At 68.4% G+C, this 13,996-nt stretch carries 14 protein-coding genes; 5 read left to right on the top strand and 9 right to left on the bottom strand.

Annotated features, from left to right (window positions below):
- Positions 1-134 precede the first annotated feature (134 nt).
- On the top strand, positions 135-548 hold the full coding sequence (locus tag FFI97_RS11635) for a GFA family protein (RefSeq protein ID WP_139706799.1): 414 nt from the start codon (positions 135-137) through the stop codon (positions 546-548).
- 2 nt (positions 549-550) lie between these two features.
- On the opposite strand, the gene FFI97_RS11630 is transcribed toward FFI97_RS11635, so the two are convergent.
- The 7 genes from FFI97_RS11630 to FFI97_RS11600 form a co-directional block, all read right to left on the bottom strand.
- Entirely contained in the window at positions 551-1,435 is an 885-nt protein-coding gene (locus FFI97_RS11630; RefSeq protein WP_139706801.1) for a LysR family transcriptional regulator, read from the bottom strand.
- A 31-nt stretch (positions 1,436-1,466) separates the two neighbouring features.
- Positions 1,467-3,197 carry a SulP family inorganic anion transporter gene (locus tag FFI97_RS11625; RefSeq protein ID WP_139706803.1) on the bottom strand — a complete coding sequence of 577 codons (1,731 nt, stop codon included), beginning with the start codon at positions 3,195-3,197 and terminating at the stop codon, positions 1,467-1,469.
- Between the two features lie 61 nt (positions 3,198-3,258).
- On the bottom strand, positions 3,259-3,720 hold the full coding sequence (locus FFI97_RS11620) for a DUF2501 domain-containing protein (RefSeq protein WP_139706805.1): 462 nt from the start codon (positions 3,718-3,720) through the stop codon (positions 3,259-3,261).
- Between the two features lie 122 nt (positions 3,721-3,842).
- Positions 3,843-5,060, bottom strand: coding sequence for a beta-ketoacyl-[acyl-carrier-protein] synthase family protein (locus tag FFI97_RS11615; protein WP_139706808.1), 1,218 nt, complete (start codon positions 5,058-5,060; stop codon positions 3,843-3,845).
- Positions 5,057-5,299 carry an acyl carrier protein gene (locus FFI97_RS11610; protein ID WP_062472943.1) on the bottom strand — a complete coding sequence of 81 codons (243 nt, stop codon included), beginning with the start codon at positions 5,297-5,299 and terminating at the stop codon, positions 5,057-5,059. The genes FFI97_RS11615 and FFI97_RS11610 overlap by 4 nt, the downstream gene beginning before the upstream one ends.
- Before the next feature lie 165 nt (positions 5,300-5,464).
- Entirely contained in the window at positions 5,465-6,151 is a 687-nt protein-coding gene (locus tag FFI97_RS11605; RefSeq protein ID WP_095950754.1) for a phosphatase PAP2 family protein, read from the bottom strand.
- A gap of 65 nt (positions 6,152-6,216) precedes the next feature.
- Positions 6,217-7,110, bottom strand: coding sequence for an AraC family transcriptional regulator (locus FFI97_RS11600; RefSeq protein ID WP_070059575.1), 894 nt, complete (start codon positions 7,108-7,110; stop codon positions 6,217-6,219).
- Between the two features lie 89 nt (positions 7,111-7,199).
- On the opposite strand from FFI97_RS11600, the gene FFI97_RS11595 reads away from it, so the two are divergent.
- Positions 7,200-8,450 carry an MFS transporter gene (locus tag FFI97_RS11595; protein ID WP_139706810.1) on the top strand — a complete coding sequence of 417 codons (1,251 nt, stop codon included), beginning with the start codon at positions 7,200-7,202 and terminating at the stop codon, positions 8,448-8,450.
- Positions 8,451-8,490: 40 nt separating this feature from the next.
- Positions 8,491-9,240: a sulfite exporter TauE/SafE family protein gene (locus tag FFI97_RS11590; RefSeq protein ID WP_139706812.1), complete on the top strand. Its 750-nt coding sequence runs from the start codon at positions 8,491-8,493 to the stop codon at positions 9,238-9,240.
- A gap of 673 nt (positions 9,241-9,913) precedes the next feature.
- Here FFI97_RS11590 and FFI97_RS11580 read toward each other — a convergent pair.
- Complete coding sequence (locus tag FFI97_RS11580; protein ID WP_139705641.1) at positions 9,914-10,831, bottom strand: AEC family transporter; 918 nt, start codon at positions 10,829-10,831, stop codon at positions 9,914-9,916.
- Positions 10,832-10,947: 116 nt separating this feature from the next.
- On the opposite strand from FFI97_RS11580, the gene FFI97_RS11575 reads away from it, so the two are divergent.
- Together FFI97_RS11575 and xerD are read left to right on the top strand one after the other, a co-directional pair.
- Positions 10,948-11,922 carry a tripartite tricarboxylate transporter substrate binding protein BugE gene (locus FFI97_RS11575; protein WP_139705639.1) on the top strand — a complete coding sequence of 325 codons (975 nt, stop codon included), beginning with the start codon at positions 10,948-10,950 and terminating at the stop codon, positions 11,920-11,922.
- Positions 11,923-12,025: 103 nt separating this feature from the next.
- Positions 12,026-12,904 carry a site-specific tyrosine recombinase XerD gene (xerD, locus tag FFI97_RS11570; RefSeq protein ID WP_144004435.1) on the top strand — a complete coding sequence of 293 codons (879 nt, stop codon included), beginning with the start codon at positions 12,026-12,028 and terminating at the stop codon, positions 12,902-12,904.
- A gap of 14 nt (positions 12,905-12,918) precedes the next feature.
- Here the strand turns inward: xerD and FFI97_RS11565 are convergent, their stop codons facing one another.
- A complete protein-coding gene (locus tag FFI97_RS11565) occupies positions 12,919-13,803 on the bottom strand; it encodes a LysR substrate-binding domain-containing protein (protein WP_062482221.1) in 885 nt (294 codons plus the stop codon).
- Positions 13,804-13,996: the final 193 nt, after the last annotated feature.

Below are 13,996 nucleotides of genomic sequence, written 5' to 3'. Positions count from 1 at the left end.
GGCATTTCCTTGGGGATGTGTCTTCGTGACTGCCGGATTCTGGCCCGCCCCGGATTCACGACGATCTTGTTACTCCCCGCTCCAGCCCTCGCGCGACTAGATTGCCCGTCACCACTTCGAAAAGGACAAGAACCATGAACCCGGCCTACACCGGCGGTTGCGCATGCGGCGCCATCCGCTACGAGATCTCAGGGGAACCCGTGTTCCAGAACGACTGCCAGTGCCTCGACTGCCAGCGCAAGAGCGGCACGGGCCACGGCTCGTACCTCAGCTTCGCGGGCGCCGAGGTGAAGCAGACGGGCGCGGCCACGCTGTGGAGCCTCAAGGGCGACAGCGGCAACATGAAGACGCGCGCGTTCTGCCCGACCTGCGGCTCGCCCGTGTACATGACCTTCGCGGCGATGCCCGGCGTCTTCACCGTGCATGCCGCCAGCCTGGACGACCCGGGGCGCTACCGGCCGCAGGCGGTCACGTACGCGGTGCGCGGGCACGCCTGGGACTTCCTCGACCCGGCGCTGCCGAAGTTCGAACGGATGCCGCCGGGCTGAACTCAGCCCATGCGTTGCGACAGGAAATCGAGGAACGAGGTGATGCGCGCCGACAGCTGCGTGTTGCGGTAGTACACGGCATTGACGGGCTGGCGCACGTCGACCGTGTCCTTGGGCAGCACCTGCACCAGCGCACCGCTGGCGCGGTCGGCGGCGGTCATGAAGTCCGACAGGCAGACGATGCCCACGCCGGCCAGCGCCAGCTGGCGCAGCGTCTCGCCGCTGGACGCGACCACGGAGGGCGCGATGGTCCATTCGTCGCCGTGCACACCGCGCAGCGGCCAGCGGTTGAGCGACTCGGGCTGCGTGAAGCCCAGCAGCGCGTGCCCGGCCAGCTCGTCGACCTTGCGCGGCTTGCCGTGGGCCTCGAGGTAGGCGGGGCTCGCGAGCACGCGCAGCCGGTGCGTGCCGAGCGGGCGCGCATGCAGCGTGGAGTCGCGCAGCGGGCCGATGCGGATCGCCACGTCGGTGCGCCGCTCCAGCAGGTCGATGGGCAGGTCGTCGGTGTCGAGTTCGAGGCTGATCTGCGGATAGAGCCGGCGGAACTCCGGCACCAGCGGCACGATGGCGTGCAGCATGAAAGGCGAGGCGGCGTTCACGCGCAGCCGGCCGGCCGGCTGCTGGCGGCGCGCGGCCATGTGCTCCTCGGCATCGTCGATCGCATCGAGGATGGCGCGCGTGCGCTGCAAAAAGGCGGCGCCTTCCTCGGTGAGTTCGAGCCGCCGCGTGGTGCGACGCATCAGCGTGGTGCCGAGCTTCTGTTCGAGCCGGCTCAGCGCGCGGCTGATGCCCGACACGGTCTGGCCCAGCTGGTCGGCCGCGGCGGTGATCGAGCCGGTGTCCACCACGGCGCGGAAGGCGACCAGTTCTTCGATGGTGGTTTTCATGGCGCCCGTGTGGGGGAAGAGGCGCGCGCGGTCAGGCCGCGGCTTCGGCTTCTTCGGGCATGTCGATGCGCGGCATCAGCGCGGCCAGCGCCTCGGCGTCGGTGCGGTAGCTGAAGAGCATCGGCCCCGGCGCGAGCAGGCCGGCGCGTTCCAGCACCTGCATGGCCGGCAGCTTCATGCCGCTCAGGTGCAGGCGCACGCCCTTGGATTCCATCATCCGGCGGATCGAGCCGAACACCTCGGCGCCGGTGATGTCGATGCGGTTGATCGGCTGCGCAAACAGGCACACGTCGGTCAGGTCGGGGCGCTCGGCCAGCGCGACCGTGAGCGCGCGCTCCAGTGTGGAGGCGGAGGCGAAGTCGAGTTCGGCGTCCATGCGCACCGCATACAGCTGCGGCGCGAGCGGCGGCAGCTTCCAGAGGTGGCGGTCGCGCAGGCTGCCGTCGGGATGCAGGCCCACTTCGATGATGCGCGGGTGCAGGTGGCGGTACATGTAGTGCGCCAGGCTGGCGAGCAGGCCGCCCAGCACGCCCCAGTAGATGCTCGGCGCGGTGGCGATGGTGAGCACGAAGGTGCCGAAGGCGATGCCGGCTTCCAGCCGCGAAACGCGCCACAGCGCCGTGAAGCTCGACGGCTTCACCAGCCCGAGGATGGCCGTGACCACCACCGCCGCCAGCACCGCCTGCGGCACGTGGTACAGCAGCGGCATCAGCCACAGCAGCGCGCCGGCCACCACCGCCACGCTGAACAGCGTCGCCCAGCCGGTCTGCGCACCCGCGTAGAGCGTGATGGCCGAGCGCGAGAACGACGAGCTGGTGGGGAACGATCCCGTGAAGCCCGAGGCCAGCTTGGCCAGACCTTGGCCGATCAGGTCCTGGTTTTCGTTCCACAGCGTACCGGCGCGGCCGTTGTCGACCTTGGCGCTCGACGCGGTCTCCAGAAAGCTCACCAGCGTGATCATCAGCGCGGGCAGCACCAGCGCGCTGAAGGTGTGCGCCGGCAGCAGGCCGGGCCAGTAGAACGAAGGCAGGCCCGAGGGCAGGGCGCCCACCACGGCGCCGCCGCGCAGCGCGTAGTTGATGCTCCAGCTGATGGCGGCCGCGCCGGCCACCAGCGCCATCGTGGTCGGGAAGCGCGGCACCCAGCGCTTGCCCAGCCACAGCACGGCGATGCTGCCCAGGCCGAAGGCGATGGCCGTGAGGTCGGGCAGCGGCCCACCCTGCAGCACCTGCGGGATGGTGCGCCCCGTGAAGCCCAGCAGCGCGGGCAGCTGCGAGATCGCGATCAGCACCGCCGCGCCCTGCGTGAAGCCGATCAGCACCGGCGAATTGACCAGCCGCAGCAGCCAGCCGAAGCGCCCCGCGCCGAGCACGATCTGGATCGCGCCCGACATCAGCGTGAGCCACACCGCCATCGCCACCCATTCGTCGCTGCCCGCCACCGCCAGCGGCGCGAGCGACGCGCCCACCAGCAGGCTGGTGAGCGCGGTCGGCCCCACCGACAGCCGCTGCGACGAGCTGAACATCACGGCGATGAGCGCCGGGAACAGCGCCGCGTACACGCCCGTGACCAGCGGCATGCCGGCCAGCGCCGCATAGGCCACGCCCTGCGGCAGCACCATCAGCGCGACGGTGATGCCGGCCATGGCCTCGTTGCGCAGCAGCGCGGCGGAAGGTCGGGGCCAGCCGAGGCCGGGAACCCAGCGTGCAAGGCGCTGGCGAAGAGACGGTGCGGGGGAAGAGGAGGGAGAAGCCGGATTCATGAAGCGGGGCGCGCGCACGGCGGGCACGCCGCGCGCGGAGAGCGGGAGAGAGAGAAAGAGCCTAGATCAGTGAGGTCGCGTTTTTCAGGACGTAGTCGCAGGCCTTTTCCTTGACCTTCGACGACAGCCCCTTGAGGTTGAGCGACTTGCCGTCGCCGCCCTTGAGCAGGCCCTTGGCGCCGCTCGCGAAGTCGTTTTCCTGTTTCTTCTGGCCGGTGATCTTGGCGAGCAGCTTGTCCTTGACGGAGGCGGCATCGCCGCCGAGGTAGTTGTTCTTGACGCAGTACTCGAGCACGCCGGCCGCGCTGCCGATGGTGCTGGAGCCGATGGCGGGCATCTTGAAGCCGCCGAGGCTGAGGTTGCTGAGCGCCGAGCCGCCACCGCTGCTGCTGCTGCTGCTGCTGCCTTGCGAGTTGACCGCCGCGCTGGCCTGTTCTTTCAGCTGGTCGAGCAGGTTGTTGGCCTGCACCGAAGCGCCTACGGCGAGCAGGGCAAGGGCGACGAATGTGGAGCGAACGTGCATGGTGGCCTCCTTGGACGGACATGGGGGGAGAAGCGCCCACCAGCATACCGGAGAGCCCGGAATGTCTCTATCGCGCGGGGCACAGCGCCGCGGGGTGCGCACGGCCCGCAAAAGCACGCAGCTCAGCCCCGGCGGAACAGCAGCACGGAGTTCGTGCCGCCGAAGGCGAAAGAGTTGCTGATGGCGGCCTCGAGCGCGGGTGCGGCGCTGTCGCCGGGGGCGACGAGGTTCATCCGGCAGTCGGGGTCGATGTCGCGGCAGTTCGCGTTGGGCGGCAGCTCGCGCCGGTGCAGTGCCAGCACGGTGATGAGCGCCTCGATGGCCCCGGCCGCGCCCAGCATGTGGCCGTGCAGCGCCTTGGTCGAGCTGACGCGCAGGGCGTCGAAGTCGGCGCCCCAGACCTCGGCCAGCGCGTTGCGCTCGACCACGTCGCCGATGCGCGTGGCCGTGCCGTGGGCATTGCAGTAGCCCACGTCGCGCGGCTGCAGGCCGGCCTGGCGCAGCGCGGCGCGCAGGGCGCGGGCCTGGCCCGGTGCATCGGGCTTGGTGAGGTGGGTGGCGTCGCTGCTCAGGCCCCAGCCGGCCAGCGTGGCGTAGCGGCGGGCGCCGCGCGCGCGGGCGCGTTCGGCCGATTCGAGAATGAGGAAGGCCGAGCCTTCGCCCAGTGCGAAGCCGCTGCGGTCGGTGGCAAAGGGGCGCACCGCGCCGGCCGCTTCGCCGGGCTGGAAGCCGGCCAACGTCTGCATGGCCTGCCAGGCCAGCACCACGCCCGGGACGATCAGCGCTTCGCTGCCGCCCGCGATGGCGATGTCGACCTCGCCGCGCTGCACTGCCTTGGCCGCCTCGGCGATGGCCACCGACGACGAGGCGCAGGCGACCGAGTACGTGAGCACCGGGCCCAGCACGCCGTTGCGCATGGCCACATGGGCGGCCGGCGCGTTGGGCATGAAGGCGGGAATGGTGAGCGGCGAGACGCGCCCGTTGCCGCGGTAGGCGGCCTCGAGCGCGGCGGCGCCGCCCATGCCGCAACCGGCGTAGACACCGACGCGCTCGGCATCGATGCCGGCATCGCTCAGGGTCAGCCCCGCATCGCGCAGGGCGAGGTCGGCGGCGGCCACGGCCAGCTGGCTCACGCGGTCGACGCCCGCGAGCTGCAGCTTGGTGAACCAGCGCGTTTCGTCGAAGGCGACCGTGGCGGCGGCGGCGGGTTTGGGGAGTTCGGGAAAGACCGGTGCGATGGCCGAGCGGCCCTGCAAGAGCGCATCGAACAGTGCGTCGGGCGCGTCGCCATGCGGCGCCATGACGCCCAGCCCGGTGACGGCGACTTCGTGCGTGCTCACGCTGTCTTGGCGGCCCGGACCTTGTCGACCAGCTGCGCGAGCTCGGCCAGGGTGTCGATGCTCGCGTCGTCGTCGGGCATGGTGATGCCGAAATGGTCTTCGATGGCGAACAGGAATTCGGCCAGTGCCAGCGAATCGAGTCCGCCGGTTTCACGCATCGAGGCGTGGGGGTCGAGCTTGGACGGTTCGATGCCGTACTTCTCGTGGATCAGGTCCTGCAATTCCTTCAGCGAACTCATCTGCGATGCCTGTCGTCTTGTGCCGCCGTTGATCGATGGGCTGCCTGTCCCTTGCGGGTGGCGGGCCACGGGGTCGATCCCTTCCTCGTTCGGCCTGTGTTGATGATCAATGGTGATTGATGATATCCGCTTCGACCTTAGGGAAATCCTCGGGGCGGCCCCGGATCAACGGGGGCCGGGGCGCCAGCGCAACGAGGGCAGCGCAAAGGCCAGCCCGAGCAGCGCGCCGGCCACCGCGTCGAGCACCACATGCTGCTTGACCGCCAGCGTGGAATAGGCAATGGCGGCAAACCAGGCCCAGTTGATCGCCTGCAGCAGCCACGGCGTGCGCGCCGCGCGCAGCACGTCGGCCAGGCGCACGGCGGTGAAGATGGCGACCGCCACGTGCATCGACGGGCAGGCGTTGCCCGCCGCGTCCACGCCCTGCAGCATCGCGAAGCCGGGGTAGCCCGAGACGTCGATGTCCAGCGGCGGGATCTGCGTCGGCCAGAAGTAGAAAAGGCCCAGGCCGCTCAGGCACAGCGCGCCGATCCACAGCCCGTAGACCACCAGCTCGCGAAAGGTGAGCTGCAGCCCCGGCGCAAAGCCCACGTACACCCACAGCGACAGGTAGGCGCCGAGCGTGTAGGGCTGGAACGGAATCAGGTGGTCCAGCGGCGTCAGTGGCATCACCGTGACCGGAAAGGCCGGGTTGCGCAGCAGGTGGAAGTAGCCGATGAAGAACAGCCAGGTGAAGGCCGTGGTGCCGACCGCCTTCAGCAGGAAATGGCGGCGGATGCGCAGCCAGATGTCGGCGGTCCACGTTGCAGGCCTGGCCTCGGCCGCGATGTGCAGGGGGATCGGTGAGTGCATGGTGTCGGTGTCGGTCGCCGATCTTGCCAGAGCACCATGGCGTGCCCGCTCCATGCCCTGCGGCATCAAAGGGTGGCCGGCCGCTTGCGGTGCTGGAACGAGGTGGGCGAGCGCCCCGTGGCCGCCTTGAACATGGCGCAGAAGGCGCTGTCGGTGGCGTAACCGCTGGCCGACGCCACCTGGCTCACGGCCATGCCGCGCGCCAGCAGCGGCAGTGCGTGCGCCATCACGGCCTGCTGGCGCCATTGCTGCCAGCTCATGCCGAGCTGGTCGCGGAACAGCCGCGCCACCGTGCGCTCGCTGGCGCCGATGGCGGCGGCGCGTTCGGCCAGCGTGGCGCGGTCGGCCGGGTTGCGCAGCAGCGTCTCGCACAGCTGGCGCAGGCGCTTGTCGGAGGGCAGCGGCACGTCGATGCGGATCTGCGTGGCGCGCTCGACCTCGTCGACCAGGAGTGGCGCGATCATCCGTTCGCGCTGCGGCGCGTGCGGGTCGGCCGGGGGCAGGCCGTCGGGCGTGGTGTCGAGCGCAAGCATCAGGGCGCGCAGCAGCGGGCTGATCTCGAGCACCTCGCACTTCTCCCAGGTGGGCGCGATCCAGGCGTGCAGGTAGACGGTGCGCAGCTCGGCGTCTTCGATCAGCGTGATGCTGTGCGGCATGTTGGCCGGCACCCACAGCGCGCGCGACGGCGGCACGATGTAGCTGCCGTCCTGCGTGCTCAGGCGGATCACGCCGCGCGTCGAGAACGTGAGCTGCGGCCACGGGTGCTCGTGCAACTCGACCAGCGTGTCGGCGCTCAGGAAGTGTTCCTTGGCGCGCAGCGGGCGCACCGCGTCGGGGGCGTACAGGTGCGGTGTGAGCGGGCCCACGCTGTTGGTCGGCGCGGTGGGGGTTCCGCGCGCCTTGGCGGGGGAGGCTGGCTCGGGAGCGGGCGGAGCGTGGGGGGGAACGGCGCTTGGCATGGTTTCGACAAATGTTGTCGCTGTATCGCCATTCTGCCGCGTCGGTGCCGCATAGCATCGGTGCCCGCACCGGTTTTTTGTAGCAATCCATGTCATCCACTTCCTCGACAGCCGTTCCCGCCACCACTTTGCGCACCGACGCCCAACTGATCGGGCTGGTCGGCCTGGCGCATGCGGTGAGCCATTTCAGCCAGCTGATCCTGGCGCCGCTGTTTCCCTGGCTGAAGGACGCGTTCAACGTGAGCTACACCGAGCTGGGCGCGGTGCTCACGGTGTTCTTCGTGGTCTCGTGCATCGTGCAGGCGGCCTCGGGCTTCATCGTCGACAAGCTGGGCCCGCGCCCGGTGCTGTTCGTCGGGCTGGGCGCGCTGGGGCTCGCGGCCTTCGGCTATGCCATGGCGCAGAGCTACTGGATGCTGCTGGCGTGCGCGGTGGTCGGCGGCATCGGCAACGGCGTGTTCCACCCGGTCGACTACACGCTGTTCAACCGCAAGGTCGCGCCCACGCGGCTGGGCCATGCCTACAGCGTGCATGGCATCACCGGCAGCCTGGGCTGGGCGTTGGCGCCGGCCTTCGTGGTGCCGATCGCCATCGCCTTCTCGTGGCGCGTGGCGCTGGCCTCCGCCGGCGTGGTGGCGATCGTGGTGTTGCTGATCCTGTGGATCTACCGCAGCGTGCTGGCGCTCGATGCTGCGGCCGTGCACAAGGCCACGGGGCAGGGCGAGCCCGCACCGGTGGGCGGCGAGTTCGACTTCCTGCGCATCCCGGCCGTGTGGATGTGCTTCGGCTTCTTCTTTTTCTACGCCGCCGTGATCAGCGTGGTGCAGACCTTCGCGCCGGTGGCCGCGGGCCATCTGCATGCGGTGCCGGTGGCGCTGGTGGCGGTGTGCCTCACGGTCTACATGGTGGCGAGCGCGGCGGGCATGGTGGTGGGCGGTTTCCTGGCCTCCGACCCCTCGCGCTGCGAGCGCATCGTGGGCGCGGGCTTCGGCGTGGCGGCGGCGCTGGCGTTGGTGCTGGCCTTTGCGCAGTTTCCGCCGGTGATGGTGCCGGTGCTGTTCGGCGCGATGGGTTTCGTCTCGGGCGTTGCCGGGCCGTCGCGCGACCTGCTGGTGAAGAAGTCGACGCCGCCCAATGCGACCGGGCGTGTCTATGGCGTGGTGTACGCGGGCCTGGACATCGGGCAGGCCGTGGCGCCGCTGGTGTTCGGCCGGCTGATGGACCACGGCCAGTACACGAGCGTGATCGTCGGGTTGGCGCTGGTGCAGGGCGTGCTCATCGCCAGTGCCTTCAATGTGCGGCGCGTGCGTCGCACGGCGCTGGTGCCTGCGTCGGCGTAAGCCACTTGGGCGCGGGGGGCGGCCCCCTATCATCGGCCGCATGCAAGCCTTGTATGTCTATGTGATCGTGGGTGCTGTGCTCGCGGGGTTCGTGCAGGGCCTGTCGGGCTTTGCCTTCGGCATGGTCGCGATGTCCGTGTGGGCCTGGACGTTGGAGCCGCAACTGGCCGCCGTGCTCGCGCTGTTCGGCGCCCTCACGGGGCAGGTGATTGCGGCGCTCACGATGCGGCGGTCTTTAGACAAGCGCATCCTCTGGCCCTTCGTGCTCGGCGGACTGGTCGGCGTGCCCTTCGGTGTCTGGCTGCTGCCGCACCTGGACATCGTGCTGTTCAAGGTGTGCCTGGGTACGCTGCTGGTGCTGTGGTGCCCGGCCATGCTGATGTCGCAGCACCTGCCGAAGATCACATTCGGTGGCCGCGCGGCGGACGGCATTGCGGGCGCCATCGGCGGTGTGATGGCGGGCATCGGCGGCTTCTCGGGCGTCGTGCCGACGTTGTGGTGCACGCTGCGCGGCTTTCAGCGCGACACGCAACGTGCTGTGATCCAGAACTTCAACCTCTCGATGCTGGCTGTGGCATTTGCTGTGCATGTGGCGAGCGGGAGCATCGGGCGGTCGGTTTTGCCGTTGCTGGTGTTGGTCGCTGCGGCTGTTGCGGTGCCGGTGTTGTTGGGGGCTCGGTTGTATATCGGGATCAGTGAAGCGGCGTTTCGCAAGATCGTGTTGAGCTTGTTGACGTTGTCTGGGGTTGCTATGTTGGCTTCGGCTTTGCCTGCCTTGCTGGCTCGTTGAACTTGGCGCGTGGGTTTGCTTTCCGGGGCCGGGAGTTCCGCCCGGCGGCGGACTCACTTTCTTTTGCTTCGCCAAAAGAAAGTAAGCAAAGAAAAGGCGACCCCACTGTCTGCGACCCTTCGCTTCGCTACGGGCAACCTGCGGTGCTCGCGTTTCGCGGGGTCTCGCAGAACTCGCTTCGCTCAAACAGCTGCGAGCCCTGATCCGCGAAACGCTGCGCTCCTCGGCGCAGCCAGAGGGGCTTTGACACCGGGCGGGCCGTCGCTTTGCTCGGCCCGGGAACTTCCAACAGCCGAATCCCGTGCTCGCGTTTGCGCTTATATCCACGCGCGCCGCGCACATGCCGCTACCAATTCCAGCCGCCGCAGGCGCGAAGCGCCTGCGGCGGCCTACTGGCCGAGCGAAGCGATGGCCCGAGGGGTTCCCCAACCCCTTCTGTATGCGCCGAGGAGCGCAGCGTTTCGCGGATCAGGGCTCGCCCTTGTTTGAGCGAAGCGAGTTCGGCGAGACCCCGCGAAACGTGAGCACCGCAGGTTGCCCGTAGCGAAGCGGAGGGACGCAGACAGTAGGGTCGCCTTTCTTTTGCCTACGTTTCTTTGGCGAAGCAAAGAAAAGTAGGTCGCCTGCCGGGGCGAGACCCGGCCTCGGGAAGCAAATCCCTGAAGACGTCCAACTACCGAGGTAGCGCCAATGCAAACGGCAAACTAACCACCCCAAGGATGGTCGACAGCGTCACCAGCCCCGCGACGTACGGTCCGTTGTATCCCATCCGCGCCGCCAACACATAAGCACTGGAAGCAGTAGGAACAGCAGAAAAAGCCATCAATACCGAAGCCTGCGTAACGTCCAGCCTCAAGGCAAGCGACAACCCCCAAGCCACCAGCGGCAAGAAGAAGTGCCGTATCGCCAGCACAGACACCGCCAACACCTTCCCCCGCCCCAACGTCGCAAACTGCATCCCCGCCCCCGCCGCCAGCAGCCCCAACGCCAGCGACGCAGCCCCGATCCGCGTGAGCGTAGGCGTCAACCAGCCAGGCACCGTAAGCCCCAGCACATTGGCCAGCAGCCCCGCCAGCGTCGCCACGATCAGCGGATTGCGCACCAGCTGCCGCACGAAGCCCGTCTGCGCATGCCGCGTCATCGGCCATACAGCGGCGATGTTGAACATCGGCACGCACACGCCGATCAGCACCGCGATCAGCAGCAGGCCTTCGGGCCCGGCCAGCCGCTCGGCCAGCGCCAGGCAGATGAAGGAGTTGAAGCGGAACGCGATCTGCGCGCTCGCGGCATGGTCGTGCCGGTCGATGTGCGAGCGCAGGCCCGGCACGAAGGGCAGGGCGTAGGCCATCGCGATGCCGGCCAGCCCGACGCCCACGCCCGCGGTCAGCAGGCTCGAGGTCGCGCCGAAGTCGAGCGGGCTGCGCACGATCGAATGGAACAGCAGGACGGGAAATAGAAAGTAATACACCAGGCTCTCGACCTGGTCCCACACGCGGCGGTCGAGCGCGGTGTAGCGGCACAGGAGCCAGCCGATGGCGATGAGGGAGAAATCGGGGAAGAGCAGCTGCGCGTAGTTCACCGCTTCGAGCATAAACCGGCACAACCGTGGGTATTCCACAGCATGACGGAAAGCCCCGACCCGCTAGCATCCGGGCTTCGCTTTTTTCCGGCCGCCCCGGCCGGTCCCGTCAAGTCAAGGAGTTATCGATGCAACGTCGTCAATGGAGCGCGTTCGTGGGCGCTGCCGCGCTGATCACAGTGGCAGGCCAGAGTTTCGCGCAGGGCTATCCCACCAAGCCGGTCGAACTGAGCGTGCCGTTCGCACCCGGCGGCACGACGGACATCGTGGCGCGCGTGATCGCCGACCCGCTGGGCAAGGTGCTGGGCCAGCCGGTGGTGGTGATCAACCGCGCCGGTGGCGGCGGCATCGTGGGCGCGGCCGAAACGGCGCGCGCACCGGCCGACGGCTACAAGCTGGGCGTGGCCACGGTGTCGAGCACGGCCGCCAACCCGGCCATCAACCCGAAGACGCCGTACGACCCGATCACCGACTTCACGCCGATCATCAACATCGCGGCCACGCCGAACGTGATCGCCGTGAACCCGAGCTTCCCGGCCAAGAACTACGCCGAGTTCGTGGCCGAGCTGAAGAAGAATCCGGGCAAGTATTCGTACGCCTCGTCGGGCACGGGCGGCATCGGCCACCTGCTGATGGAGCTGTACAAGAGCCTGACCACCACCTTCGTCACGCACATCCCGTACCGCGGCGCGGGCCCGGCGCTGAACGACGTGGTGGCCGGCCAGGTGCCGATCATCTTCGACAACCTGCCCTCGGCGATGCCCTTCATCCAGAGCGGCCGCCTGGTGCCGATCGTGGTGTCGGCGCCGACGCGCGTGGCCGGCCTGCCGAACGTGCCGACCTTCAAGGAAGTCGGCCTGGAGCCGGTGAACCGCATGGCCTACTACGGCATCCTCGGCCCCAAGGGCCTGCCGAAGGAAGTGGTCGACAAGATCAACGCCGGCGTGAAGAAGGCGGTGGAAGATCCGGCCGTGAAGAAGCGCATCGAAGACACCGGTTCGCTGATCGTGGCCAACACGCCCGACCAGTTCGCCGCGCAGATCAAGGCCGAGTTCGACGTGTACAAGCAGGTCGTGAAGAAGCAGAACCTCAAGCTCGACTGACCGGCTTCGCTCCCAATAAAGCCGCCCGCGTTCCGGGCGGCTTTTTCTTTTGTTATCTTGCACCGCATGACCGAGGCCGCCGCCGCTCCCCCCCACCGCCGACATCGACACCTTCATCGACGCCCTCTGGCTCGAGGACGGGCTGTCGAAGAACACGCTGGCCGCCTACCGCCGCGACCTCGCGCTGTTCGCGCAGTGGCTGCGCGAACAGCGCGGCGGCATGGGGCTGGACGCCGCGCGCGAGACCGACCTGCAGGCCTACATGGGCGTGCGCCTGTCCACCAAGGGCAAGGCGACGTCGGCGAACCGCCGGCTCACGGTGTTCAAGCGCTACTACCGCTGGGCGCTGCGCGAGCGGCGCATCACGGCCGACCCGAGCATCCGCCTCATGCCGGCGCGCCAGATGCCGCGCGCGATCAAGACGCTGTCCGAGAAGCAGGTCGACGACCTGCTGGCCGCACCCGATGTCGAGAGCCCGCTCGGCCTGCGCGACCGCGCCATGCTGGAGCTGATGTACGCGAGCGGCCTGCGCGTGAGCGAGCTGGTCGCCCTGAAGGCCATCGACATGAGCCTCAACGACGGCGTGCTGCGCGTGCTCGGCAAGGGCAACAAGGAGCGCCTCGTGCCCTTCGGCGGCGAGGCGCGGCGCTGGATCGAACGCTACCTCGACGAGTCGCGACCCGTGATCCTCGACGGCCAGCAGACGCCCGACCTGTTCGTGACCGCGCGCGGCGCGGGCATGACGCGCGTGATGTTCTGGGTCATCGTGAAGAAGCAAGCCGCGGCTGCCGGCATCCACGTGCCGCTGTCGCCGCACACGCTGCGCCATGCGTTTGCCACGCACCTGTTGAACCACGGCGTCGACTTGCGCGCGGTGCAGCTGCTGCTGGGCCATGCCGACATCTCGACCACCACCATCTACACGCACGTGGCGCGCGAGCGCCTGAAGCAGCTGCACGCGGCGCACCATCCGCGCGGCTGACGCGGCCTTCGTTCTCAGCTCTTGCGCTTGCGCGCTTCGATGGCGGGCACCAGCGTGTCGTAGAAGGCACTCACCATGCGCATCTCACGCCGCTCGGCCAGGCACAGCACGTGGGCGTAGGTAAAAATTTCGGTGTCGCTGAAGCCGACCATGTGCAGGTTCGGCCCCGGCACGAACTCCACACCCGACACGGCTGCGATGCCCAGGCCTTGCGCCACGGCTTCGCGGATCACTTCGCGGCTGCTGATCTCCATCACCACGTCGACCTCGACCTTGGCTTTGGCCAGTGCGAGTTCGAGCGCCTTGCGCGTGGTCGAGCCTTGCTCGCGCAGGATGAGCCGTTCGCCCTGCAGCTCCGCGAGCCGGATGTTGCGCCGCTTCGCGAAGCGGTGCGTGGAGGGCACGAACATCACGACCGGGTGCTGGCTGAAGGGCACCGACAGAAAGCGGTCGTCGCGCACCAGCTGTGCGAGCACGCCGACGTCGGCGCTGTAGTCGAGAAGGCGGTCGAGCACGTCCTGTGAATTGCCGGTGCTCACCGTGACCTTCACGTCGGGGTAGCGCAGGCTGAAGTCGACCAGCATCTTGGTCACGTGGTACGGGCCCACGGCCGCCACGCGCAGGTGGCCGGTGCGCAGCTTGCCGGCGTCGCCGAGCAGCGCCACCGCATCGCCTTCGAGGCTGAAGATCTGCTGCGCCAGCTGCATGAGCTGCTCGCCGATCTCGGTGAGCTGCACGCGCCGGCCGCGCCGGTGAAAGAGCTCGACCTGGTAGGCCTCTTCGAGAAAGCGCACCTGCGTGGTGATGGTGGGCTGGCTCACATGCAGGTGCTCGGCGGCCCGCGTGAAGCTGCCTTCGCGGGCCACGGCATAGAAGGAACGCAGCTGGGTGAGGCGCATCGCGGGAGCCTTTCTGATCTATAGGTTCAGTATATAGATCATCGAAAAAATTTGAATTTGATCGATATGAGTACTAGTGATGTACTCGCGCTCAAGACGGACCAGGCCTCGACAGAAACACGCCGGACGTCCCGAATCCTCACGTTGTCATGACCATGACACGCACGACTGGAAGACTCGAGACGGGTACTTT

Source organism: Variovorax sp. KBS0712, from assembly GCF_006323185.2.
GTDB classification, from domain to species: domain Bacteria; phylum Pseudomonadota; class Gammaproteobacteria; order Burkholderiales; family Burkholderiaceae_C; genus Variovorax; species Variovorax boronicumulans.
Note: the sequence above shows the minus strand (reverse complement) of the source record. Positions and strands in the feature narration are given on the sequence as shown.